Genomic DNA, 24424 nt, shown 5'->3' with positions numbered 1-24424 from the left:
AAGCGCCTTTCCAGCTCCAGAGGAGAGGCGCAAATGACCCCGCAGGAACTCGCAGCCAAGACCGGTGAAGTGATCGGCGTGTCGGACTGGTTCGAAGTCAGCCAGGACCGCATCAACAAGTTTGCTGAAGCCACCGGTGACTTCCAGTTCATCCACATCGACGAGGAAAAGGCCAAGCTAACCCCGTTCGGCGGGACGATCGCCCACGGCTTCCTGACCCTGTCGCTGATCCCGGTGCTGGGCGCGATGACTGAAGGCGCGCGCGTCGACGGGATAAAGATGGGCGTCAACTATGGCGGCAACAAGACCCGCTTCATCTCGCCCGTCCGCGCCGGCAAGCGCGTGCGCGCCCACACCAAGCTGCTCGAACTCGTCGAGAAGCGCCCCGGCCAGTGGCAGCAGACCAACGAGATCACCATCGAGATCGAGGGCGAGGACAAGCCGGCCCTGATCTGCGAATGGATCACGCTGTTCTTCGTGTGATCTGCACCCTCCCCGGGGGTCACAACCATTCGACCAAGCAAGGAATTTCCCATGTCTCGTGATGCAGTCATCGTTTCCACCGCCCGTACCCCGCTGACCAAGGCGGCGCGCGGCGCTTTCAACACCACCACCGGTGCAACGCTCGGCGCCTGGTCGATCAAGGCCGCTGTCGAGCGTGCGGGTCTTGCCGGGGCCGAAGTCGATGACGTGATCATGGGCACCGCCGTCCAGCAGGGGTCGACCGGCGGCAACGTTGCGCGCCTCGCCGCGCTGCGTGCCGGCCTGCCGGTGTCGGTCCCGGCCATGACGATCGATCGCCAGTGCTCCTCGGGCCTGATGACCATCGCCACGGCGGCCAAGCAGATCCTGGTCGACAACATGGACATCTGCGTCGCCGGCGGCGTCGAAAGCATCTCCAAGGTGGTCGGCAGCGGCAAGATGTTCGTCGAGCCGGATCGCGAGCTGCTGGAAATGCATCCGCACATCTACATGCCGATGATCGGCACGGCCGAAGTGGTGGCCAAGCGTTATGGCATCACTCGCGAATATCAGGATGAATACTCGCTCCAGTCGCAGCAGCGCACCGCCGCTGCCCAGGCCGCCGGCAAGTTCGACGATGAAATCGTGGCCTGCACCGCCACCATGGCCGTAGTCAACAAGGAGACCAAGGAAGTCTCCTACCAGGAAGTCACCGCCACCAAGGACGATTGCAACCGTCCCGACACCACGCTGGAAGGACTGGCCAGCCTGAAGCCGGTGATGGGCGATGGCGGCGTGATCACCGCGGGCAATGCCAGCCAGCTGTCCGACGGTTCGTCGGCCTGCGTCGTGATGGAAGCCAAGGTTGCCGAAAAGCGCGGCCTGACCCCGCTGGGCCGCTATGTCGGCATGGCTGTGGCCGGTACCGAACCCGATGAAATGGGCATCGGCCCGGTCTTCGCGATCCCCAAGCTGCTCGAGCGCTTCAACCTGAAGATGGACGACATCGGCCTGTGGGAACTGAACGAGGCCTTCGCCGTCCAGGTGCTCTATTGCCGCGACAAGCTGGGCATTCCTGACGAGCTGCTCAACGTCAACGGTGGCTCGATCTCGATCGGCCACCCCTTCGGCATGACCGGTGCGCGCTGCACCGGCCACGCCCTGATCGAAGGCAAGCGCCGCGGCGCCAAGTATGCCGTGGTCACCATGTGCATCGGCGGCGGCCAGGGTGCTGCCGGCCTGTTCGAGGTGTTCTGATGCGGCTGTCGGAGCCTCGCATTGCCCCCGTCGATCTCGATAGGATCGACGACGAGCAGCGCGAGGCTCTGGCCGTCTTTGCCGGGGTCGCGCGGGATGTGACGAAGTCCGAAGGGGCTGTCCTCAACATCTTTCGCACCCTGGTCCACGCGCCCAAGGCGCTGACCGCCTTTCTCGCCTGGGGCGGCTACATTCTCTCGCGCCGCAACAGCCTGGCTGAGCGCGAGCGCGAGCTCGTGATCCTGCGTACCGGGTTCAATTGCGGTTCGGGCTATGAATTCACCCAGCACACCCGCATCGGCCTCGATGCCGGGCTGACCGAGGCAGAGATCGAGGCGATCAAGGCCGGGCCGGACGATCCATCATGGAACGAGGCTGACCGCGCCATGCTGCGCGCGACCGATGATCTCACCCGCGATTTCCACGTTTCCGATGCCAGCTGGGCCGCCCTGTCCTTCCTCAGCCAGAAGCAGCAGATGGATCTGGTGATGACCGTGGGCCAGTATACCCAGGTCTCGATGATGCTGAACAGCTTCGGGGTGCAGCTCGATCCGGGTCAGGAACTCGATCCCGAACTGGACCGCCGGGCCGGGTAAGGCCCGGCTGATCGGCCCTAGCCTCAGGCTGCGACTTTGAGCCGCGGCTTGTCGTGCTGCTTGATCCAGTCTTCCAGCACCGGCGCGATCTGGTTGCGCCACTTGCTGCCGTTGAAGATCCCGTAGTGGCCTACTTCCGGCGCCAGGTGATAGCGCTTGCGGCTCTCGGGCAGGTTGACCGCCAGCTTCAGCGCGGCGCGGGTCTGGCCGATCCCGGAAATGTCGTCGCGCTCACCCTCGACCGCCAGCAGCGCGGTGTCCTTGATCGCGCCCAGGTCCACCCGCTCGCCGCGGTGCATGAATTCACCCTGGGCAAGTGACTGGCGCTGGAACACCTGTTCGATCGTTTGCAGGTAATAATCCGCATCCATGTCGCAGACCGCGCGATACTCGTCATAGAAGGCCTTGGTCGCCTCGGCGCTTTCGCCGTCACCTGCGACCAGGTGCTTGAACATGTGGTAATGGCTCAGCATGTGGTTGCCCAGGTTCATGGACATGAACCCGGCCAGCTGCAGGAAGCCGGGATAGACCCGCCGCCCAGCCCCCGGATACTGCAATGGCACCGTGGCGATGACGGTGTGCTTGAACCATTCGAGCGGGCGCTGCATGGCCAGATCGTTGACCGAGGTCGGCGCCTCGCGCGTGTCGACCGGGCCGCCCATCATAGTCAGGGTCAGCGGGCGGCAAGGGTGCTTGCGCCCGGCCAGCAGGGCAGTGGCCGCCAACGCCGGGACCGAGGGCTGGCACACCGCCAGCATGTGGGCGTTCGGCCCGATGTGCTCAAGGAAGCCGATCAGGTAGTCGATGTAATCGTCCAGATCGAAGCGGCCAGCCTCGAGCGGCACGGTCTTGGCATCGGCCCAGTCGGTGATGAACACTTCGCAATTTTCGACCATGCGGGCGACCGTGCCGCGAAGCAGGGTGGCGAAGTGGCCGCTCATCGGCGCGACGATCAGCAGGCGCGGAGCATCGGCGGGCAGGCCCGGATGGCTGAAGCGCAGCAGGTTGCCGAAGGGGCGGTGCATCACGATCGCCTCGGTCACCGGATAGCTCGTGCCATCGACCTCGACTGACTCGATGTCGAACGCCGGCTTGCCATAGGGGGCCGAGGCATGGGCGAAGACTTCCAGCGCCGAGGCCATGACCGGACCAAGGCCCGAATAGCCGAACGGCAGGGCCGGATTCGACAACAGGTCAGCCCCGACCGAGGCCCAGGTGCTGGCGGCATTCAGCCACGAGCGTTGCAGTTCGTAAGCGGTGTAGAGCAAAGCGACGATCCCCTGCGCGCCGGCCCCGGTTGAATGGATGTCCGGACTGTTAAGGCCAAACTGCTCCCATTCGTTCCATGTTGCAATGCAATATTTCGGTGCAGTCCTTTCGCGCCTGCAAAATAAGTTCGGATTTGCTACTTAAACCTCGCTGCGCTAGGGCCGCAGGCTATGGCTTCCCTACCCGATCAGACTGCCGCTGCCGCCCCCGAACCCAAGCCGGCCCGTTCACTGGGGCCGCTGCGGATGATCTGGCGCGCAGCCTTGGCCTATCCGACGCAGCTGGCCATGGCTGGTCTCGCGCTGATGATCACCGCCGGGGCAACGCTGGCGATCCCGTCGGGCTTCAAGCTGATCATCGACCGGGGCTTTGCCGCCGGGGGCAATCCCGAGGACATCGGGCGCTGGTTCCAGTACCTGCTGCTGATCGTGCTGGCCCTCGCGATCGGCACGGCGCTGCGGTTCTATTTCGTGTCCTGGCTGGGCGAACGGGTGGTGGCCGATATCCGGCTGCAGGTGCAGGCCAACCTGCTGCGCATGGCGCCCGGCTTCTTCGAGGAGAACAGCCCGAACGAGATTTCCAGCCGGATGACGTCCGACACCGCGCTGATCGAGCAGGTGGTCGGCACTACGGTTTCGGTGGCGCTGCGTAACACGATCATGGGCATCGGCGGGGTGGCCTACCTGTTCACCCTGGCCCCTAGGCTGACCCTGGCGCTGGTCATCGCAATTCCGCTGATCGTCCTGCCGATCGTCTGGTTCGGACGGCGGCTGCGCAATGTCTCGCGCTCCAGCCAGGACCGGGTGGCCGATGTCGGCTCGATGGTGGCCGAAGTGCTGGGGGCGATGAAGATCGTCCAGGCCTTCAACCAGGAAGAGCGCGAGGCCGCGCGCTTCGCCAGCGCGGTGGAGGCTACCTTTGCCACCGCCAAGCGCCGCATCCTGCTGCGCGCGGCGATGACGGCGATCATCATCATGCTGGTGTTCGGGGCGATTACCATGCTGATGTGGGAAGGCGCGATCGGGGTCGCCGAAGGCACGATCAGCGGTGGCACCATCGCCGCCTTCGTGCTGACCGGCGGTCTGGTGGCCGGGGCCTTTGGCGCCCTGACCGAGGTCTATGGCGACCTGCTGCGCGGCGCGGGCGCAGCTAGTCGCCTCAACGAATTGCTCAACGAGAAGCCGACCATCGCCATGCCGGCCCGGCCACTCCAGCTCCCCTCGCCGGTGCGCGGCAAGCTGGCCTTCGAGAAGGTCACCTTCCGCTATCCGACCCGGCCCGAGGTTTCGGCCCTGGCCGACTTTTCGCTGACCATCGAACCCGGTGAGACTGTGGCGATCGTCGGCCCTTCGGGTGCGGGCAAGTCCACCCTGTTTCAGCTGGCTGAGCGGTTCTACGATCCCCAGGCCGGCACGGTGAAGCTTGATGGCGTGCCGCTGACCGCGGTCGATCCGGCCACGATCCGCCGCAACATGGCGCTGGTGCCGCAGGAAGGGATCCTGTTCGCCGCCTCGGCCCGCGACAACCTGCGCTATGGCAATTGGGAGGCGGGAGACGCGGCGATCTGGCAGGCCGCCGAAGCCGCCAATGCCGCCGAATTCCTCCGTGAACTGCCCGAGGGGCTGGACACCTACCTGGGCGAGGGCGGGGCGCGCCTTTCGGGTGGGCAGCGCCAGCGCATGGCGATTGCCCGCGCGCTGCTGCGCGATGCGCCGATCCTGCTGCTGGATGAGGCCACTTCGGCCCTCGATGCCGAAAGCGAACGGCTGGTTCAGCAGGCGCTCGACCGGCTGATGGCCAGCCGCACCACGCTGGTGATCGCCCACCGCCTCGCCACGGTGCGCGCGGCCGACCGGATCGTGGTGATGGAGAAGGGCGGCATTGTCGAACAGGGCACCCACGAGGCGCTCAGCCGGGCTGGCGGGCTTTATGCCCGGCTGGCCGCGCTGCAATTCGACGAACCGTCAAGCGAACCCGTCAAATAGCACAAGGTCCGCATTTCCCGCGCGCGCGCAAGACCTTATCAGGCCGTCCCATAGAACATCATATTCGGGGACTTGCCATGAATCTTCGCGCTTCGATCCTGCTTGCCGCCAGCTCGGTGGCCCTGACCTGCGGCACGCCCGCGCTGGCCCAGACCACCGCCGCACCCGCGGCCCAGGCGGCCAAGCCTGCCGCGGACTGGGGCTGGGGCATCCAGACCCCTTACATGGACGTCTCGGTCAAGCCGGGCGACGATTTCAACCGCTACGTCAACGGCAAGTGGCTGGACACCTACGAGATCCCGGCCGATCGCAGCATCTTCGGCTCGTTCGTTGAACTCGCTGACCTGTCCGAAGCTCGGATGAAGGCGATCATCGAGGAAATCGCCAAGGGCCAGCACAAGCCGGGCAGCGACGAGGCGCGGATTGCCGCCGTGTTCAATGCCTACATGAACACCGATGCCATTGAGCAGGCCGGGCTGAAGCCCACCCAGCCGACCCTGAACCGGATCAAGGCCGCCCGCACCACTACCGATCTGGCCAAGCTGTTTGTCATGCCGGGGATCCCTTCGCCCGTCGGCATGGGGGTTTCGCCCGATGCCAAGGACAGCCGAGTCAACGCGCTCTATGCCAGCCAGGCCCAGCTTGGCCTGCCTGACCGCGACTATTACCTGGTCGACAATCCCCGCAACCAGGAGATCGTCACCAAGTACAAGGAATACCTGACCTTCGTGGCGGGCGAACTGGGCTATGGCGATCCGGCCGCAACGGCCAACATGATCTTCGAGCTTGAGAAGAAGATGGCCGCCCAGAACTGGGATCGTGCGCTCGGCCGCAACCGCGACCTGACCTACAACAAGATGCCGGTCGCCGAATTCCTCGCGCTGGCGCCCAACGTTCCGCTGAAGACGGCGATGGATGCGCTGGGCGTGGGCCAGGCCAAGGACATCATCGTCGCGCAGCTGCCGCCGACCAAGGAAGAACTGGAAGCCGCCAAGTATACCCCGGAAATGGCTGCCAAGCTGGGTGGCGGGGTACCGGCGCTGGCCAAGCTGATTGCCAGCGAGCCGATCGAGGCCTGGAAGGCCTGGATGTCGGTGATGTATGTTTCGGGCCGCGCTGCCGTGCTGCCCAAGCGTTTCGACGAAGCGCAGTTCAACTTTTACAACAAGTTCCTGGGCGGCCAGCCCGAACAGCGCCCGCGCTGGAAGCGCGCACTCAGCGCGACCGAGGGCACCCTGGGCGAGCTGACTGGCAAGCTCTATGTCGAACGGCATTTCCCCGCCACCCACAAGGCGGCAATGGACAAGCTGGTCGGCAATCTGCGGACCGCCATGGCCTACAACCTTGAAAACCTGACCTGGATGGGCCCGGAAACCAAGGTTGCTGCCAAGGCCAAGCTTGATGCCTTCTCGCTGAAGATCGGCCATCCGGACAAGTACAAGGACTACAAGGGCCTCAACGTCACCCCGGACAGCGCCTTTGCCAATGCCGAAGCCGCCGCCCGCTGGTTCCAGGCCGACCGCGTCCAGCGGCTGGGCAAGCCGGTGGACCGGACCGAATGGTTCATGACCCCGCAGACGGTGAATGCCTATTACAACCCCTCGGGCAACGAGATCGTGTTCCCGGCCGGCATCCTGCAGCCGCCCTTCTTCGCGCTGAGCGCCGATGATGCGGTGAACTATGGCGCGATCGGTGCGGTGATCGGTCACGAGATCGGCCACGGCTTCGACGACCAGGGTTCGAAGAGCGACGGCGATGGCAACCTGCGCGACTGGTGGACCCCGCAGGACAAGGCCAATTTCGAAAAGCTGACCGGGGCATTGGCCGATCAGTACAGCAAGCTCTGCCCGCTCGACGATGGCAAGACCTGCATCAATGGTCGGCTTTCGCTGGGTGAGAACATTGGCGACGTGGGCGGGTTGAGCCTGGCCTACCGCGCCTACAAGCTCTCGCTTGGCGGCAAGGAGGCTCCGGTGATCGACGGCTTCACCGGCGACCAGCGCTTCTTCATGGCCTGGGCCCAGGTGTGGCGCACCAAGTTCCGCGAAGCCGCGCTGCGCCGCCAGCTGCAGACCGGCCCGCACTCGCCGGGCATGTACCGGATCCTCGGCGTGGTCCGGAACTTCGACGAATGGTACAAGGCCTTCAACGTCCAGCCGGGCGACAAGATGTACCTGCCGCCGGAACAGCGCGTCCGGATCTGGTAAAAACTTGCCATAACCGGCGGGTGCGGCTTGACTTGGCCGCGCCCGCCGCGTTGATCGGCGGGCCATGGACACCATCCTTACCGCCATCCTGCTCGGTATCGTCGAAGGGCTGACCGAGTTCCTGCCGGTCTCCTCGACCGGGCACCTGATCCTGGCGACCGAACTGTTCGGTTATGACCCGGCCACCTGGAAGGTGTTCACCGTGGCGATCCAGCTGGGCGCGGTGCTGGCGGTGGTGGTGCTGTACTGGCGCACGTTCTGGGCCGTTGGGCTCGGCCTGCTCAAATGGCGGCCGGAAAGCGTGGCCTTCGTCCGCAACATCCTGCTGGGGTTCCTGCCAGCCGCGGTGCTGGGCTTCCTGTTCAAGGACCAGATCAACCAGATGTTGGGCAGCCCGCTGGTGGTGGCCTGGGCGCTGTTGCTGGGCGGGATCGCGATCCTGGCGATTGAAAAGGTCGCCAAGCCCGGCCCGGCGAGCGGCGTCTCGCAATTGCCCGCGCGCCAGGCGCTGGGCGTCGGGTTGATCCAGTGCCTCGCCATGGTCCCCGGCGTCAGCCGCAGCGGCGCGACGATCATGGGCGCCCTGGCCATGGGGATCGAGCGACGCACCGCCGCCGAGTTCAGCTTCTTCCTGGCGGTGCCCACCATGATGGGGGCCACCAGCCTGCAATTGTGGGACAATCGGGCGGCGCTGATGGCCGGCACCGGCCCGGTCGGCTGGGCCGAAATCGGCGTGGGCTTCGTCACCGCCTTCGTGGTGGCCCTGGCCGTGGTTCGGGCGCTGGTCGCCTTCGTGAGCCGCGCGGGCTTTGCCCCCTTCGCCTGGTACCGGATCGTGCTGGGGATCTTCGCGATCTGGCTGCTCAGCCGCTAGGCGCTCAGACCGGTTTCGCGCCCGATCCCCGCCCGCCGCGCAGGGCATATTCCTGCGTGCCGCGATGGAGCACGTCGTCGACGTCGATCACCGCCGAATTGGCATAGGTGAATCCGGGGCCGAGCGAGCGGTAGAGCCGGTCGAAATCGCGATCGACGGTGTCGTGATAGAGCTCGCCAAAGCTCTCGATCACGAAATAGGTCGGCTGCAGATCGTCGATCACGTAATCGGTGCGCATCACCCGGTCGACGTTGAGCATGATCCGGTTGGGGCTTTGCGCCTCGACCGAAAAGACCGTCTCGGTCGGGCCGGAGAGGATCCCCGCGCCATAGGCCCGCAGGCCTTCCGCCTCGAGGATCAGCCCGAATTCCACCGTGTACCAGTAGAGCGCGCCCAGCGCCTTCAGCCGGTTATAGCGCATCGCCTTCCACCCGGCGCGGCCATATTCCTGCATGTAGTCGGCAAAGACCGGGTCGGTCAGCATCGGCACGTGGCCGAACACATCGTGGAACACGTCAGGTTCCTGGATGTAGTCGAAGGTCTCGCGCGTGCGGATGAAATTGCCGGCCGGGAAGCGGCGGTTGGCGAGGTGCCAGAAGAACACGTGATCGGGGATCAGCATCGGCACCGGCACCACCGACCAGCCGGTCAGCTTGCCCAGGTCTTCCGACATCCGTGCGAAGTCCGGCACACCCCCCCGGCCAAGGTCCAGCCGGTCGAGCCCGGCCATGAAGGCGCTGGCGGCGCGGCCGGGCAGAACCTGCATCTGCCGGGCGAACAGGTCGTCCCAGATCCCATGCTCTTCGGCCGTATATTGGCGCTGGACCGGTTCGAGCCAGTCCTCGCCGACATGGGCGGGGCGCTGGAGCGGGGCGGTGAACACGTCCGGGCCCGGGTCGGGCAGCCGGGCAAAGTCTTCGGGAGCGAGGGTTGCGGTCTGGGACATAGTTTCGTTTGCAACTTCTAGCAGCGAAGCCTCGTCGCTGCAATTGCCTGCCGCAATTGTGGGGCCTGCGCGCCTTGACTTTCCGGGGCTTCTGGGCCAATGGCCCGCTCCGTGAAGGGCGGCCGCGCGGCCGCCCGCTTGGTTTTTGCGGCTTTCGGGCCGAATCGTTTAGAGAACAGGACGTACGCCATGGCGAAGCCCGCAACCGTCAAGATCCGGCTGGTTTCCACCGCCGATACCGGTTTCTTCTATGTCACCAAGAAGAACCCGCGCAACACCACCGAGAAGATGGTGTTCAAGAAGTACGATCCCGTCGTGCGCAAGCATGTCGAGTTCAAGGAAGCCAAGATCAAGTAAGGTTCAAGGCTTGTTCACGGCGCAGCGGCTAGTCGCCCAGCCATGAATTTGCACTTTACCTTTCGATCGCTTGCAAGTGCCGCCGTTTCGGCGGCGCTTGTCGTTTCTGCCTCTGTCGCAGTACCTGCCGCAGCCCAGGATTCGGCCGATCTGGCCAGTGCGGTGACCGCACTTCGCGCCATCTCCACGATGCGCGCCGATTTCGTCCAGTCCGATCCGAATGGCCAGCAGATCAAGGGCGTGCTGACCCTGAAGCGGCCAGGGCGGATTCGTTTCCAGTACGAAAAAGGCGTGCCGATGCTGATCGTCTCGGACGGCAGCGCGCTGACCTTTGTCGATTACGAAGTTCGCCAGGTCCAGCGCTGGCCGATCCGGAACAGTCCACTGGGCGCGCTGCTCGATCCGAATCGCGATGTCGGCAAGTATGGCCGCGTGATGCCGACCGGCAGCGACCGGATCGTCAGCATCGAGGTGCGCGACAAGGCGCGGCCCGAATATGGCGTGATCACCCTGGTCTTCGTGCGCAAGGCCGGCGTACCGGGCGGGCTGGAACTTTCCAGCTGGGCGGCGCTCGATTCGCAGAAGCGGCGGACCATCGTCACGCTTTCGAATCAGCAATACGGACTGGCCGTCCCCGACAACACCTTCCGCTTCAACGACCCCCGCTCGCCCACTCGTCGATGACCGGAAACGGCCCGGCGCGGAATGTGCGCTGGCTGCGATGAACTGCACCGCGAACCTTGCGATTGTTCATGGGCCAGCAAGCCGCAAGGGCCTAGAACGGTTCTCGACGGCGCGGCCTGAGGCGGGTTTCCCCCCTGTTGCCCAAGCCTCCTGTAAGGGCCGCAACGTCAACAGCGTGACGAACGCACCAAGGAGCCCCCGGTCCAATGCCCCCGGACCGGGGGTTTTCCTTTTCGCTACCAGATCGGCTGATGCCGGGCTGCAAATGGCAGCCGCCTGCGCTTCCGGTGCTCACGACCTTGATGGTCGCTGCGCGCCGGTTCTCCGCATCTACCATTTTCGCTCCGGCCTGAGCCAATCTGGAGCGCGAAAAGCCTTTGCTGGCGATTGTGCACTACCCTTGCCGCCCTGTCGCATCACACCTAAAGCCAGCCCCATGGTTTCGATTGCCACCTGGAACATCAATTCCGTCCGTCTGCGCGCCGATCAGGTGGTGCGGTTCCTGTCCGAACAGGGGCCGGACGTTCTGTGCCTGCAAGAGATCAAGTGTGCCGAACACCTGTTCCCGCACGACGTGTTCGAAGCGGCTGGCTATGCCCACCGGGTGGTCAACGGGCAGAAGGGCTATCACGGCGTTGCTACGGTCAGTCGCATTCCCCTGCGCGAGCTGGACCGGCACGATTGGCAGGCCAATGGCGAGGCGCGGCATATCGGGGTGGAACTGCTTGGCGTCGGGCAAGGGCTGGTGGTCGAGAATGTCTATATCCCCGCCGGAGGAGACATTCCGGACCGCGACCAGAACGCCAAGTTCGGTCAGAAGCTCGACTTCCTGGAGCGGATGACGCACTGGGCGGACAAGCTGGACCGGCCGACTCTGATCGTCGGCGATTTCAACATCGCCCCGCTCGATTGCGACGTTTACGATCACAAGGCGCTGATCAAGGTGGTCAGCCACACGCCGATCGAGATTGAGGAGCTCTACCGCTTCCGCGACGCCCATGGCTGGGTAGATCTGGGCCGCAAGCATATCCCCGCGCCGGAACGCAACTGGACCTGGTGGTCCTATCGCACCTTCTGGCAGGACAAGGATCGCGGCCGCCGGCTCGATCACATGTGGGCTTCGCCCGAGCTTGCCGCCCAGTCGGTCAGCCACCGCTTCGTCGAGGAAACCCGCCGCTGGGAACAGCCGAGTGACCACGTGCCGCTGATCACGGAGTTTGCGCTTTGAGAGCCACCCGCCGTGTTGCCCTGGCGCTTGACGCCTTGCGCCATGGCTGGCCGATCGAGGTCGACGGGGTGCTGCGCCTGCTGCCGGCCGAAACCGGCTTTGCCCCCGGTGCCAGTGCGCCGCGCCTGCTGATTTCCGCAGCGCGCGCCGCCACGCTCAAGCTGGCCAATCAGCGCGAGGCTGCCGTACCCGAAGCCCCGGTGCTGATCCGCGCGGCCGAACCCTTCACGTTGCCCGCCGCGCGCGTGCTGGCCGATCCGGCGGAAGACCTCAACTGGCCCATGAAGGGCCCTTTCGCGGCCGAGCATATCGAGCATGGGCGGGCTGCCGAGACGGCGCTGGCGCTCGCGCGCCTGGCGGGCATCCTGCCGGCTTTCCTGGTCGATCCCGACGGTGCCGGTGAGGCGCAGGCCGTGTCTTCCGGCGATCTCGCAGAGTTCAGCGATCCGCGCCATCTCGCCATCGCTACCCGCGCCCGACTGCCGGTGGCGGCGGCCGAGGATGCGGAGATCGTGGCCTTCCGTTCGGCCGATGACCTGCGCGAACACGTCGCGCTGGTGATCGGCCAGCAGAATGCCGACCGGCCACCGCTGGTGCGGCTCCATTCCGAATGCCTGACCGGCGACATCCTCGGCAGCCTCAAATGCGATTGCGGGCCGCAGCTCGATGCTGCGCTGCGCGCCATGGCGGAGGAAGCCAGGACCGGCGGCTGGGGCGTGCTGCTCTACCTGCGGCAGGAAGGGCGGGGGATCGGTCTCGTCAACAAGCTGCGGGCCTATCAGCTGCAGGACCAGGGGTTCGACACGGTTGATGCCAACAACCGGCTGGGTCTGCCGACCGAGGCGCGCGATTTCCCCGTTGCGGCCCGGATGCTGCATCTGCTGGGCGTCGGCCCGATCCGGCTGATGACCAACAATCCCGCGAAGGTTGAGGCACTATCCGCCGCCGGGGTGACCGTGGGCGAACGCGTGCCCCACCAGCTGCCGCCCAATCCGCACAACGCCCGCTACCTCGATACCAAGCGCGACCGGACCGGGCATATCCTGCTGTGAGCCCGCCAATGATCCGACGCGAAGAGCCGCAGGATCAGGCCGCCATCCATGATCTGGTCCGCCGCGCCTTCGCACCGATGTGGTTCAGCGATGGCAGCGAACCCGATCTGGTTGATGCCTTGCGCGGCGCGGGCGATCTGGTGCTGTCGCTGGTTGCCGTGACCGCAGCTGACGAGATCGGCGGCCATATTGGCTTCAGTCCGGTAACGATCGATGGTGCTGACTGCGGCTGGTTCCAGATGGCGCCGGTCTCGGTCTCGCCCGAGGTTCAGCTGCAGGGGATCGGCTCGGCGCTGATCCGAACGGGGATTGCGGCTTTGCAGGAGCAAGGTGCGCGCGGCGTCGCCGTCGTCGGCAACCCGGCTTATTACGAGCGCTTCGGCTTCGCGATCATTCCCGGCCTCGCTCCCTTGGCCGAGCACGATGCGCAGTTCTTCCGGGCTCAGGTCTTGTCCGGCACAGCGCCGCAGGGCACGTTACGCTACGCTCCCGCATTCGGTTAGCGCCGGTCTTCCACTTTCAACCCCGGTGCCAGGCGGTTTGTGCCGATCTGCACCGGGTCGTCGGTCCAGTTGGCAACGAAGGTGCTGGTGCGGCTGACGCCGGGGGAGAAGCGGGCGTCGTTGCCCTCTATCACCAGCCCGGCGGAGCTGTACTGCTTGCCCTCTGGCGCGACGGTGATGAAGGCGGACCAGTTTTCCTTGTCCGCCCCTTGCACGAACCAGTTGTTCGCGATCCGGCCCGAGGCGCCGCCGGGCAGGTCGATCATGTAATTGGTGCCGCGCCCGGCCGAATCGTCAAAGCTGTTGCCGACGATCTCGACCCGGGCCGAGCGACTTTTCGCATAGTGCCCGCCGCGCCCCTGTTCGAAGCGGCTGCGGGTGACCGAGAGTGCGCCATAATCGCCGATGTAGATCGAATGGGCGCAGCCGCCCGGCCCTTCGCAGGTGCCGAGGCGGGTGAAGGTCGACTTGTCGATGGTGATCGTGCTGGCGGTATCCACCCCCGCCAGAATGCCCTGCTGGCTGTCGCGGAACCAGCTTTGCGATACGGTCAGGTTGCCCTTTTCCAGCCGGATCCCCGCGCCATTGAAATCGGGCACGCGAACATTGGCGAAGACCAGCCCTTCAACGCTGGCCGCCCGGCCGCGCAGGACCAGTGTACCCTTGCCTTCGCAGGCGCCGCCATCGAACACGGCCTGGCCTGGCTGGGTGGCGACGTAGCGGATCTCGCCCGCGCTCTGCACGGCGCAGTCGCGGTAGCGGCCGGGGGCAATGACAATGGTGCCGCTGCCATCGCCGATGGCGTTCACCGCTTCGGCCAACCGGGTAAAGCTCTGCCCGGTCTCGGTCACGATGAATGGCGCATTGCCCTGGGCGCGGGCCGGGGGAAGCGTAAGGGCGGCAAGGGCCACCAGCGTGGTCGCAGCAAGCATGGGGCGGGTGGGGCTATCCATGCGGGCAGGAATAGCACCGGGTTATCAAGCTAGGGTAAAGTCCTTTGCTCCCGTCCCGGATCGGAGCAGGAGCCAACGGGAGTCTTTCACGATCCGCCGGGACCTCGCCATCTCCAGCCACCGCGCGTCTTGGCCGCGTAGAGCGGCATCGGCAGCAGGGCCGTGATGAAGACCCAGGCCATCACGGCGGCCGGTTGGGGCTGCAACAGCCAGACCCCGCTCAGCATTACGGCCATGTGACCGACCAGCAAGGCCCAGCCCTGCCAGGCGATCGGCAGGCCCGCGCCATAGCCCAGCCGCTTGGGTGCAAACCAGGCACCGTCGTTTCGATCTTCACGCATTGTCTTGCTCCTTTGGTGGCCGTCCCCGGCGCGGCGGCTCAGCCGGGGTCAGCTTGATCCCGCGCCGGGCCAGGGCCTCGCGCAGCAGCACTTCCACCTGGGCGTTGACCGAGCGGAAATCGGCCGCTGCGGCCCTTTCCAGCGCCGCGTAGAGCGCCGGATCGAGCCGCAGGGGAAAGGATTTCTTGGGTGGGCCAGCCATGGCTGCAGGTCAGTACAGGCTGCCTGCGTTGACCACCGGCTGGGTATCGCGTTCACCGCACAGCACGACCATCAGGTTCGATACCATGGCCGCCCGGCGCTCGTCGTCGAGATGGACCACGCCCTTCTCGCTCAGCTGGGTCAGTGCCATCTCGACCATGGTCACCGCGCCTTCGACCAGCTTCTTGCGGGCGCTGATCACGGCTTCGGCCTGCTGGCGGCGCAGCATGGCCCCGGCAATCTCGGGGGCATAGGCCAGGTGGGTCAGGCCGCAATCGTCCACTGCGATGCCGGCCACGCGCAGGCGGTGGTTGAGCTCGGCCAGCAGTTCGGCGTTCACCTCGTCGTGGCTGCCGCGCAGGGTCACCTCCTGGTGCTCGATATCGTCATAGGGATAGCGCGAGCCGATCGAGCGGACGGCAGCCTCGATCTGGACTTCGACGAAGGCCTTGTAATCATCGACATCGTACAGCGCCTGGGCCGTGTCGGCCACGCGCCAGACCACGTTGGTGGCGATCTCGATCGGGTTGCCGCGCAGGTCGTTGACCTTGAGCTTTTCCGAAATCTCGTTGTTGGCCCGGACGGAGATCTTGGTCTTGCCCATCCACGGCCAGACCCAACGTAGTCCTTCGCTGCGATCGGTGCCGCGATAGGCCCCGAACAGGGTGATTGCGGCGGCTTGATTGGGCTGGATCATGTAGAAACCGCTGGCCAGGATCACCAGGGCGATCGCCATCAGGCCGGTCGAAACGACAAAGCCGAACACCTCGCTGTCATCCGGCTGGCTGCCGGCAAAGGCGATGATCCGCCAGGCGGTAAGGGTCAGCAATGCCAGGAAGGCGATGAAGATCAGGTATCCGCTGGTGCTCCAGGCGCGCACTTCGCGGCTGGAATTCATGCGCGCATGGGTATCGGACATCGAATTTCCCCTATAAACTGATATCACATTAATATCGTGATTCGGCATAGAGTCAACCGATCGCAAAAAGGGGACTTGAAATCGGAACGAATCACTCTTAAAAACATTCCTGCGGGACCGGGCCCCTCTGGCGCGGCGCACTGGCACCATCCCCCTTCCCAGCCAGGGCGCTTGCGTGATGTCGGACCGCATCGGATGACGCCGATGCCAGGGTCCGGACTCTTGTCCCCCCATCCCAAGATACTGGGCTCCGGCTCGGCGCATCCGATCGAACAGCATCCGTTCGAAAGGGAGCATATGTCATGTCCGATCGTGTATTCCGCTTGATGGAGCGTCACCAGAAGCTCGACGATGCCCTGCGCCTGGCGCAACATCGCCGTGCAGCCGATCCGTTCGAGATCGCGCGCCTCACGAAACTCAAGCTGGCGATCAAGGACCGGATCACGCGCCTGTTGCGCCGCCCGCGGGCTGCTGCATAACGGCAGCGCGATCTTACTACACTCGCGCCGGAGCGGGCTAACCCCTCGCGCCGGCGCCTTGCTTTTTTACAGGGGCTTTAAACGATGGAATTTCTGACCGCAGACTGGCTGGGAACCCCCGTGTGGTTCTGGCTGGCGTTCATCGGCATCGTCATCGCGCTGACCGTCTTCGACCTTGGCATCCTGCACAAGGAAGATCGCGAGATGGGCATCGCCGAATCGCTCAAGCTTTCGGTCTTCTACATTTCGATCGCCCTGGCCTTCGGGGTCTGGGTGTGGATCGAGAAGGGCGCCGATCTGGGGATGAAGTACTATACGGGCTTCTTCATCGAGAAGGCGCTGTCGATCGACAATGTCTTCGTGATCAGCCTGATCTTCACTTTTTTCGCGATCCCGCCGAAGTATCAGTATCGCGCGCTGCTGTGGGGCATTCTGGCAGTGATCGTGCTGCGCGGCATCATGATCGGGCTTGGCGCGGCCCTGGTCGAGCAGGCCTATTGGGTGCTCTACATCTTCGCCGCCTTCCTGATCTTCACAGGGATCAAGATGTTCTTCGCGGGCGATCACGATCCCGATGTCTCGAAGAACCCGGTGGTGCGCTGGATTTCCAGCCATATGCGGGTCACACCGCAGCTGCATGATCAGCACTTCTTCGTGAAGGTGCCGGACGAGAAGACCGGCAAGCTGGTCACCGCCGTGACCCCGCTGTTCGTGGCGCTGGTCGTGATCAACCTTGCAGATCTGGTCTTCGCGGTCGATTCGGTGCCGGCGATCTTCGCGATCACCACCGACACCTTCATCGTCTATACCAGCAACATCATGGCGATCCTGGGCCTGCGGGCGCTGTACTTCGCGCTCTCGGCTATGGTGCACCGCTTCTATTACCTGAAGTATGCGCTGGCTTCGGTGCTGGTGTTCATCGGCTCGAAGATCTTCATCGCCGACTTCGTGATGGGCGGCGAAAAGTTCCCGCCGGTGCTGAGCCTGGGTGTCACTGCGGCGCTGATCGCGGGCGGGGTGTTCTACTCGCTGTGGAAGACCCGCCATGGCGAGGATGCCGCGCCGCACATCCCCCACGACGAGATCCGGCCCTGATCGGCCGCCTCGTCAATACTGGCGGATGACGGCGAGGAACGCCTCGCCATAAGCCGCCAGCTTGCGCGCTCCAACCCCGCCGATCTCGCCCAGCTGGGCCAGGTCGGCGGGGCGGGCCATAGCCATCTCGCGCAGGGTGGCATCGTGAAAGATCACGTAAGGCGGGATGCCCGCCTCTGCTGCCAGATCGCGGCGAAGCGCCCGGAGCGCTTCGAACAGCGGATTGCCGACCGGATTGCTGCCACCTGACTTGTCGCGCCGTGCCTTGCGACCGGTGCGCAGTGGCAGCGCCACCAGCACCGCCGCATCGCCTTTCAGGATCGACCGGGCATCCCCGCCCAGTGCCAGGCCGCCATGCTCGGTCGGAACCAGCGCGCCGCGGGCCTGAAGAGCGCGGACCAGCGGCTTGAGCAGCGCCGCCTCATCCGAACCGACAATCCCGAACACCGACAACTGATCATGGCCACGGGCCAGCACGCGCTCGTCGCTGCTGCCGGTCAGCACCTTCTCGACATGGCCGAAGCCATAGGTCTGGCCCGTGCGATAGACCGCTGACAGCAGCTTGCGGGCCAGTTCGGTGGCATCATGGACGCCCGGCGCATCGAGGCAGTTGTCGCAATTGCCGCAGGCTTGCGGTGGGTCCTCGCCAAAGTGCCGCAACAGCAGCGCGCGTCGGCACCCCGCGGTTTCCACCAGCGCGGCCAGGGCATCGAGCCGGGCCCGTTCGCCCTCGCGCCGCGCCTCTTCCACTTCACCCAGCCGCATCCGGGCGCGGGCAAAGTCTTCCGCTGCCCATAGCATCAGCGCCAACGCGGCGTCCCCGTCGCGCCCCGCGCGGCCGGTTTCCTGGTAATAGCCCTCGATCGACTTGGGGATCCCGGCATGGGCGACGAACCGCACGTCGGGCTTGTCGATCCCCATGCCGAAGGCGACGGTTGCCACCATCACCATGTCCTCGCTGGCGACGAAAGCCGCCTGGTTGGCGGCGCGCACCGCCGGGTCCAGCCCGGCGTGATAGGGCAGCACCGCGCGGCCCGTGGCCGCGGCCAGCTTCTCGGCCAGTTCCTCCACCTTCTTGCGGGTCGGGGCATAGACAATGCCGGGGCCGGGTTGCTCGGCCATCAGGCTTTTCAGCTGCTGCACCGGGCTGTCGCGATGGCGGATCGCATAGCGGATGTTGGGCCGGTCGAACCCGGCGACGATCAGCCCATCGGCGGGGATGCCCAGCTGGGCCAGCACATCGGCGCGGGTATGGGCATCGGCCGTGGCGGTCAGCGCCAGGCGCGGGACATCGGCGAAGGCGTCCATCAGCGGGCGCAAGGCGCGGTAGTCGGGCCGGAAATCGTGGCCCCATTCCGACACGCAATGGGCTTCGTCGATGGCGAAGAGGCTCAGCTCCGCCTTGCCCAGCAGTTCGCGGAAGTGCGGCTGGCTGGCGCGTTCGGGCGCGACATAAAGCAGGTCGAGCTCACCGGCGCGGAACCGGTCGATCGTTGCCTCGCGGTCCAGATCGGCGCTGGTCAGGCTGGCGGCGCGGATGCCATTGGCGCTCGCCGCGCGCAGCTGGTCATGCATCAGCGCGATCAGAGGCGAGATCACCACGCAGGTCCCCGGCAGCATCACCGCGGGCAGCTGATAGGTCAGCGACTTGCCCGCGCCGGTTGGCATTACCGCCAGGGTCGATTGTCCGGCCAGCACGCGGCCCACCACCTGCTCCTGCACCCCGCGAAAGGCGCTGAAACCGAAAGTGCTGTGCAAGTGGTCAAGCAGGGCGTCGCGGGTCACCTGCCCGCGCCTAGCGAACAGGAGCTTCGCCGACCAGCCGCACCTCGAGGGTTTCGAACCGTTTTGGGATTTCCTGTGGGTTGCGCCCGTGTGGATCCTCCATCCAGTCCCGCAGCAGGGCGAGGAAACCGGCGGCCAGCATCGTCGCCATGGCCGACCGTTCGGTCGCATCAAGCAACGGGCACCGGGCCGCGAGGCGCAGTTCGGCAACCCGCCGCAAGGCCCGCTCGCCCTCGCTGAGCATGCGCGGGAAATGCCGATGCCGGGCAAGCCGGTGCGCGCCCTCACCCACAGCGGTGACATGACTGACGATTGCCTCGACGGGCAAGATCCGTTCTCCGGCACCGCGCGAAGCAAGTGCTTCAAGCATGGCGGCAAAACTGCGCGCCATATAGTCGTCCAGGCCCTTGAAATGGGCATAGAAAGTGGAGCGGGCGATTCCGGCCTCGCGCGCCAGGTCTTCCACCCGGATCGCCTCGATGGCCCGCATCCCGCCCAACCGCAGAAAGGCCTCGCCGATGCGGTTGCGGGTGGCCACGGCGCGGCGATCGATCGGCATTATCGGACATGGCCTTGCAATTGTCCGGGAACAGCGGCTGCCCCGGCTCAAAAAGACATCCTAGAACAATGGCATCACCTTGTCTTGCCGGAGAATGTCATGTCCGCCGCCAATCGCACCGCAGGAGGTTGGGCCCTGATCGCTGTGGGCTTGCTGAACGTGCTGGTCTTTTTGATCCACCCCACGCGCGGCGATCATGCACCGCTGATCGGCCCCTGGGGCATCAATGCGATCACGCACACGCTGGGGGTCGGCCTCATGCCGGTGCTGTTGCTGGGCTGCTGGGCTCTGGGCGAATGGCTCGGGCTGGACCGACCGCTGGTCCGGTTTGCGCTATGCTGCAACCTGCTGGCGGTCGTGCTGGTCTGCATCGCCGGGCTGACCAGTGGCTGGATCACGCCGGCTGGCTTTGAACTGAGCGAGGAAGCAGGCAGGCTGGGCGTGGCCCTGAACCGGGCTTGCGATCGCGGCTATGTGGCCTTCATGGGCCTCGCCATGGCCTGCAATGGCCTGGCCTTACCCGCGCGGCACCGCGCACTCAAACTGTTCAGCCCCTTTGCTGGCCTCATGCCGGTGGCATGGGTGCTGAGCGGGGCCTTCAATCCCCATGTCCATGCCATGCTGTTGCTGTCGGCTGGACAGGTGGTCTGGTGGATTGCGGCGGGGCGAGCCCTGCTGGTCAAACCGACCGGACAGTGATGTCCGCCCGATCCTCCACGCCTTCTTCCCGCGCGAACCAGACCGCCTGTTCCCCTCTGTTCGGGTATCAGGAGCGCTGCGGTGAAGAAGGCGGAACCGCCCTTCTGGCCGTGAGGGAGCCTGCTATTTGCGGCCCTTCGATTGCTCCACAACCGCCTCCTCGCGCCGGGAAAAGGCGGAGCGGCCGGTCGGCTCGTCATTCGGTACCGCGCTGGTGAAAAAGACCAGGCCCCGCCCGGTCCGCGGATCCCACCACAGGCCAGAGCGCAGGCCATAGGCCTCGCCCGAATGGCCCAGGCGCAGCGTGGCATCGCCGAACAGGTCGTCCTTGCATCCGTTCGCCCCGCTGCCGATCCGGTGCAGGCCAAGGCCATAGGCGCAGAAGAAGCCGTTGGTTTCACCGTACTCACCGATTCCGCCTTTCCCGGGTCCAGCCTGCCACTGGGCGCGGGTCAGCTCCCGGAATGAGCGGGCGGACAGGAACCCCTTGCCGCCGCGCGCCAGCATCTGGCCGATCCGGGCTAGGTCGTTCATCGCAATGCGCAAGCCGCCCTGCGGGCTGAACAGCGCGCCGTTGGCCCCCGGCCGATAGCGCGACAGATCGCACGAACCGTCCTTGCCAGCCACCACCGGGCAGAGCGGCGGCTGGCCCTTCAAGTCGTCGCGGGCGACTTCGCCGCTGGCGCGATAGAGGATCGCCGCGCGGCGGAAGGCATCGGCCGAACAGCCCGCGCCCCAGTTGAAGCAGGCGTCGAGTTTGAGTGGCTTCAGCACCAGGCGGCTCATCAGCACGTCAAAGCGCTCGCCGGTGACGCGCTCCATCACGCTCGCCACCACCGGGAAATTGATGTTGCTATAGGCAAACCAGCCAAAACCTGGTCCATGTGCGTTGTCCCACATCGCCGGATCGGCCAGCCGCTCGCGCAGGGTCATGTCAGCCGGGATGATGTAGAGCTCGCCCCCGTCAAGCAGGCTGGCCTGATGGCTGAGCAGCTGGCGCAGGGTAATTTGTCTGTCGGGGAACTCGGGATTGCGCAGTGGCCAGCCGAGATAGTCCGAAACGTCGCGGTCGAGGTTGAGTTTCCCCTGATCGACCAGTCGCATCACGCCGAGCGCCGTGACCAGTTTGGAGATCGAGGCGATCCGCACCGGATCGTCCGCTGTCACAGAGCGGCCGGTGGCACGGTCGGCCAGGCCTTCGGCGAGCACGGGCCGGATCGTCTGGCGATCGAACTCGACCGCGACCGTTGCGGGCTGGGCGTATGCGGGGAGCGGCAGCAGGGCGAGCAGCAAGGGGAGGAGGCGCATGCCCCAAGCCTAACCGCTTTGCCGCCGCTGTCGAGCCTCAGTCCAGGTTCGGCCTTAACCAGCGTTCGGTCGTGGCGAGGTCCGTCCCGCGCCGGGCGGCATAGTCTTCTACCTGGTCGCGGCCGATCCGGGCTACGCCGAAGTATTCGCTTTGCGGGTGCGCGAAGTAGAAGCCCGAAACCGCCGCTGTCGGCAGCATGGCGAAGCTTTCGGTCAGGGTCAGCCCGGCATTGGCGGGGGCATCCAGCAGGTCGAACAGGATCGGCTTCAGGCTGTGATCGGGGCAGGCCGGATAGCCGGGGGCCGGGCGGATGCCGCGGTATTCCTCGCGGATCAGCGCCTCGTTGGTCAGCTGCTCGCCCGGCGCATAGCCCCACAGCGTGGTGCGGACGTGCTGGTGCAGCCGCTCGGCAAAGGCCTCGGCAAAGCGGTCGGCGAGGGCCTTCAGCAGGATGTCCGAATAGTCGTCGTGCGCAGCGCGGAACCGTTCGAGGTGCGGTTCGATTCCGTGGATGCCCACGGCAAAGCCGCCGATCCAGTCACCATCGGGATCGATGAAGTCCGCGAGGCAATAGTTCGCCCGGTCGCGGCTCTTGCGGATCTGCTGGCGCAGGAACGGCAGGCGGACGTGGCGTTCTTCCTCGGTCAGGTACAGTTCAACATCGTCGCCATCCCGCGCGCAGGGCCAGAACCCGCAGACGCCCTTGGCGGTCAGCCACTTCTCGCCGACGATCTTCTCCAGCATGGCGATGGCATCGTTGTAGAGCGCGGTCGCACTTTCGCCGACCACCTCGTCATCGAGGATCGCCGGGAAATTGCCGGCCAGTTCCCAGGCACGGAAGAACGGGGTCCAGTCGAAACAGCCGACCAGGTCCGCCAGGTCCCAGTCGTCGAACATGTGCAGTCCGGGCTGTTCGGGCGGCATCGGCTTGTCCGAGAAGTCGGCCCGGAAGGCATTGGCGCGCGCGTCTTCCAGGCTCAGCAGCACGGTCGGCTCCTTGCCGGCGCGCACATCGCGCATGTGCTGGTAATCCGCGGCCGTGCTTTCGACAAAGCCATCGCGCTGGGTATCGGACAGGAGCTGGCTGGCCACGCCTACCGCGCGGCTGGCGTCGAGCACGTGAATCACCGGGCCGGTATAGGCGGGGTCGATCTTCAGCGCGGTGTGGAGCCTGCTGGTGGTCGCCCCGCCGATCAGCAGCGGGATCGACAGGCCGGCCCGCTCCATTTCCTCGGCCACGGTAACCATCTCGTCGAGGCTGGGGGTGATCAGGCCCGACAGGCCGATCATGTCGGCCTTTTCGGCAATCGCCGTCTCGATGATCTTCGACCACGGCACCATTACGCCGAGGTCGATCACCTCGTAGCCATTGCACTGCAGGACCACGCCGACGATGTTCTTGCCGATATCGTGGACGTCGCCCTTCACGGTCGCCATGACGATCCGGCCCTTGGACTGGGCCTCGGTGCCAAGCAGGGTCTTTTCCGCCTCGATGAAGGGGATCAGGTGGGCCACGGCCTTCTTCATCACGCGGGCAGACTTGACCACCTGGGGCAGGAACATCTTGCCCGAACCGAACAGGTCGCCAACCGTGTTCATGCCATCCATCAGCGGGCCTTCGATCACTTCGATCGGGCGACCGCCCTTGGCGAAGATCGCCGCGCGGGCTTCCTCGGTGTCCTCGACGATATGGGCGTCGATGCCCTTGACCAGGGCATGCTCGATCCGGCGGGTCACGTCCCACCCACGCCACTCCTCGGCTTCCTTTTCGGCCTTGGCGTCGGTGCCCTTGAAACTTTCGGCGAGGGTGATCAGGCGTTCGGTGGCGCCGGGATCGCGGTTGAGGATCACGTCCTCGCAAGCTTCGCGCAGCGCCGGGTCGATCGTGTCATAGACGTCTAGTTGCCCGGCATTGACGATCGCCATGTCGAGCCCTGCCGGGATCGCGTGGTAGAGGAAGATCGAATGCATCGCCCGGCGCACCGGCTCGTTGCCACGGAACGAGAACGAGAGGTTCGAAAGCCCGCCGCTGAAGTGCACGTGCGGGCAGCGCTGGCGGATCTCGCGTACGGCCTCGATGAAGTCGACGCCGTAATTGTTGTGCTCCTCGATCCCCGTCGCCACGGCGAAGACGTTGGGATCGAAGATGATGTCCTCGGGCGGAAAACCGATCCCGGTCAGCAGCTTGTAGGCGCGCTCGCAGATTTCGACCTTGCGGTCCTTGGTGTCGGCCTGGCCCTTTTCGTCAAAGGCCATGACGACCACGGCCGCGCCATAGTCCATGCACTTGCGGGCTTGCTCCAGGAACGGCTCCTCGCCTTCCTTCATCGAGATAGAATTGACGATCGGTTTGCCCGAAACACACTTCAAGCCGGCCTCGATCACCTCCCACTTGGAGCTGTCGATCATCACCGGCACGCGGGCGATGTCGGGTTCGGCCGCGATCAGCTTGAGGAAGGTGGTCATGGCATGGACCGCGTCGAGCAGCCCCTCGTCCATGTTGACGTCGATCACCTGGGCGCCGTTCTCGACCTGCTGGCGCGCGACTTCGACCGCCTTGGCATAGTCGCCCGCCAGGATCAGCTTCTTGAAGGCGGCCGAGCCGGTGACGTTGGTGCGCTCGCCGACATTGACGAAACGGGCGGAAGACTGGGCATTCATGAG

Annotated in this window: 24 protein-coding genes; 14 read left to right on the top strand and 10 right to left on the bottom strand. The window is 65.4% G+C overall.

What is annotated here, in order from left to right:
* Positions 1-33 precede the first annotated feature (33 nt).
* From O9281_RS13345 to O9281_RS13335, 3 genes are read left to right on the top strand one after another with little or no spacing between them, the layout of a single operon-like run.
* Positions 34-483 (top strand): MaoC family dehydratase, encoded by a 450-nt coding sequence (locus O9281_RS13345; RefSeq protein ID WP_298186762.1) that lies wholly within the window; start codon positions 34-36, stop codon positions 481-483.
* 51 nt (positions 484-534) lie between these two features.
* Entirely contained in the window at positions 535-1719 is a 1185-nt protein-coding gene (locus O9281_RS13340) for an acetyl-CoA C-acyltransferase (protein WP_298186760.1), read from the top strand.
* The gene (locus O9281_RS13335) at positions 1719-2315 is read left to right on the top strand and encodes a carboxymuconolactone decarboxylase family protein (RefSeq protein WP_298186758.1); all 597 of its coding nucleotides are present in this window, start codon (positions 1719-1721) and stop codon (positions 2313-2315) included. Before O9281_RS13340 ends, O9281_RS13335 begins: the two co-directional genes overlap by 1 nt.
* A gap of 23 nt (positions 2316-2338) precedes the next feature.
* On the opposite strand, the gene O9281_RS13330 is transcribed toward O9281_RS13335, so the two are convergent.
* The gene (locus tag O9281_RS13330; RefSeq protein ID WP_298186755.1) at positions 2339-3583 is read right to left on the bottom strand and encodes a polyhydroxyalkanoate depolymerase; all 1245 of its coding nucleotides are present in this window, start codon (positions 3581-3583) and stop codon (positions 2339-2341) included.
* 171 nt (positions 3584-3754) lie between these two features.
* Between O9281_RS13330 and O9281_RS13325 the strand changes: the two genes are divergently transcribed.
* The 3 genes from O9281_RS13325 to O9281_RS13315 all read left to right on the top strand — a co-directional run bounded on the left by O9281_RS13325 (position 3755) and on the right by O9281_RS13315 (position 8650).
* Positions 3755-5569: an ABC transporter transmembrane domain-containing protein gene (locus O9281_RS13325; RefSeq protein WP_298186753.1), complete on the top strand. Its 1815-nt coding sequence runs from the start codon at positions 3755-3757 to the stop codon at positions 5567-5569.
* 77 nt (positions 5570-5646) lie between these two features.
* Positions 5647-7776 carry a M13 family metallopeptidase gene (locus O9281_RS13320; protein WP_298186751.1) on the top strand — a complete coding sequence of 710 codons (2130 nt, stop codon included), beginning with the start codon at positions 5647-5649 and terminating at the stop codon, positions 7774-7776.
* Between the two features lie 64 nt (positions 7777-7840).
* Positions 7841-8650: an undecaprenyl-diphosphate phosphatase gene (locus tag O9281_RS13315; protein ID WP_298186748.1), complete on the top strand. Its 810-nt coding sequence runs from the start codon at positions 7841-7843 to the stop codon at positions 8648-8650.
* Between the two features lie 4 nt (positions 8651-8654).
* Here the strand turns inward: O9281_RS13315 and phhA are convergent, their stop codons facing one another.
* Complete coding sequence (phhA, locus tag O9281_RS13310; RefSeq protein ID WP_298186746.1) at positions 8655-9596, bottom strand: phenylalanine 4-monooxygenase; 942 nt, start codon at positions 9594-9596, stop codon at positions 8655-8657.
* A gap of 189 nt (positions 9597-9785) precedes the next feature.
* Between phhA and rpmG the strand changes: the two genes are divergently transcribed.
* From rpmG to O9281_RS13285, 5 genes are all read left to right on the top strand, one after another.
* Positions 9786-9953, top strand: coding sequence for a 50S ribosomal protein L33 (gene rpmG, locus O9281_RS13305; protein ID WP_147089455.1), 168 nt, complete (start codon positions 9786-9788; stop codon positions 9951-9953).
* 42 nt (positions 9954-9995) lie between these two features.
* On the top strand, positions 9996-10637 hold the full coding sequence (locus tag O9281_RS13300) for an outer membrane lipoprotein carrier protein LolA (protein ID WP_298186741.1): 642 nt from the start codon (positions 9996-9998) through the stop codon (positions 10635-10637).
* Between the two features lie 436 nt (positions 10638-11073).
* A complete protein-coding gene (locus tag O9281_RS13295; protein WP_298186739.1) occupies positions 11074-11865 on the top strand; it encodes an exodeoxyribonuclease III in 792 nt (263 codons plus the stop codon).
* Positions 11862-12917, top strand: a complete 1056-nt coding sequence (ribA, locus tag O9281_RS13290; protein ID WP_298186736.1) for a GTP cyclohydrolase II — start codon at positions 11862-11864, stop codon at positions 12915-12917. The genes O9281_RS13295 and ribA overlap by 4 nt, the downstream gene beginning before the upstream one ends.
* A gap of 8 nt (positions 12918-12925) precedes the next feature.
* On the top strand, positions 12926-13420 hold the full coding sequence (locus tag O9281_RS13285; protein ID WP_298186734.1) for a GNAT family N-acetyltransferase: 495 nt from the start codon (positions 12926-12928) through the stop codon (positions 13418-13420).
* Here the strand turns inward: O9281_RS13285 and O9281_RS13280 are convergent.
* The 4 genes from O9281_RS13280 to O9281_RS13265 all read right to left on the bottom strand — a co-directional run bounded on the left by O9281_RS13280 (position 13417) and on the right by O9281_RS13265 (position 15834).
* The gene (locus tag O9281_RS13280; protein WP_298186732.1) at positions 13417-14373 is read right to left on the bottom strand and encodes a right-handed parallel beta-helix repeat-containing protein; all 957 of its coding nucleotides are present in this window, start codon (positions 14371-14373) and stop codon (positions 13417-13419) included. The genes O9281_RS13285 and O9281_RS13280 overlap by 4 nt on opposite strands.
* A gap of 86 nt (positions 14374-14459) precedes the next feature.
* Positions 14460-14714 carry a hypothetical protein gene (locus tag O9281_RS13275; RefSeq protein ID WP_298186730.1) on the bottom strand — a complete coding sequence of 85 codons (255 nt, stop codon included), beginning with the start codon at positions 14712-14714 and terminating at the stop codon, positions 14460-14462.
* Complete coding sequence (locus O9281_RS13270) at positions 14707-14916, bottom strand: toxin-antitoxin system HicB family antitoxin (protein ID WP_298186727.1); 210 nt, start codon at positions 14914-14916, stop codon at positions 14707-14709. Before O9281_RS13270 ends, O9281_RS13275 begins: the two co-directional genes overlap by 8 nt.
* A gap of 9 nt (positions 14917-14925) precedes the next feature.
* Complete coding sequence (locus O9281_RS13265) at positions 14926-15834, bottom strand: SPFH domain-containing protein (RefSeq protein ID WP_298186724.1); 909 nt, start codon at positions 15832-15834, stop codon at positions 14926-14928.
* 302 nt (positions 15835-16136) lie between these two features.
* On the opposite strand from O9281_RS13265, the gene O9281_RS13260 reads away from it, so the two are divergent.
* Both O9281_RS13260 and O9281_RS13255 read left to right on the top strand, forming a co-directional pair.
* Entirely contained in the window at positions 16137-16313 is a 177-nt protein-coding gene (locus tag O9281_RS13260; RefSeq protein WP_298186722.1) for a YdcH family protein, read from the top strand.
* A gap of 84 nt (positions 16314-16397) precedes the next feature.
* The gene (locus O9281_RS13255; protein ID WP_298186720.1) at positions 16398-17408 is read left to right on the top strand and encodes a TerC family protein; all 1011 of its coding nucleotides are present in this window, start codon (positions 16398-16400) and stop codon (positions 17406-17408) included.
* Positions 17409-17420: 12 nt separating this feature from the next.
* Here the strand turns inward: O9281_RS13255 and recQ are convergent, their stop codons facing one another.
* Positions 17421-19193 carry a DNA helicase RecQ gene (gene recQ, locus O9281_RS13250; RefSeq protein WP_298186718.1) on the bottom strand — a complete coding sequence of 591 codons (1773 nt, stop codon included), beginning with the start codon at positions 19191-19193 and terminating at the stop codon, positions 17421-17423.
* A gap of 10 nt (positions 19194-19203) precedes the next feature.
* A complete protein-coding gene (locus O9281_RS13245; protein ID WP_298186716.1) occupies positions 19204-19752 on the bottom strand; it encodes a TetR/AcrR family transcriptional regulator in 549 nt (182 codons plus the stop codon).
* 99 nt (positions 19753-19851) lie between these two features.
* On the opposite strand from O9281_RS13245, the gene O9281_RS13240 reads away from it, so the two are divergent.
* The gene (locus O9281_RS13240; RefSeq protein WP_298186715.1) at positions 19852-20451 is read left to right on the top strand and encodes a hypothetical protein; all 600 of its coding nucleotides are present in this window, start codon (positions 19852-19854) and stop codon (positions 20449-20451) included.
* Between the two features lie 123 nt (positions 20452-20574).
* Here O9281_RS13240 and O9281_RS13235 read toward each other — a convergent pair whose 3' ends face one another.
* Together O9281_RS13235 and metH are read right to left on the bottom strand one after the other, a co-directional pair.
* Positions 20575-21759 (bottom strand): serine hydrolase, encoded by a 1185-nt coding sequence (locus O9281_RS13235; RefSeq protein WP_298186712.1) that lies wholly within the window; start codon positions 21757-21759, stop codon positions 20575-20577.
* Positions 21760-21796: 37 nt separating this feature from the next.
* Positions 21797-24421: a methionine synthase gene (metH, locus tag O9281_RS13230; RefSeq protein ID WP_298186710.1), complete on the bottom strand. Its 2625-nt coding sequence runs from the start codon at positions 24419-24421 to the stop codon at positions 21797-21799.
* Between the last annotated feature and the right edge of the window lie 3 nt (positions 24422-24424).

Origin of the sequence: Novosphingobium sp. (assembly GCF_027531025.1) — a bacterium.
In the GTDB taxonomy this organism is placed as follows: Bacteria; Pseudomonadota; Alphaproteobacteria; order Sphingomonadales; family Sphingomonadaceae; genus Novosphingobium.
This window is presented reverse-complemented; position numbering and strand designations above follow the sequence as displayed.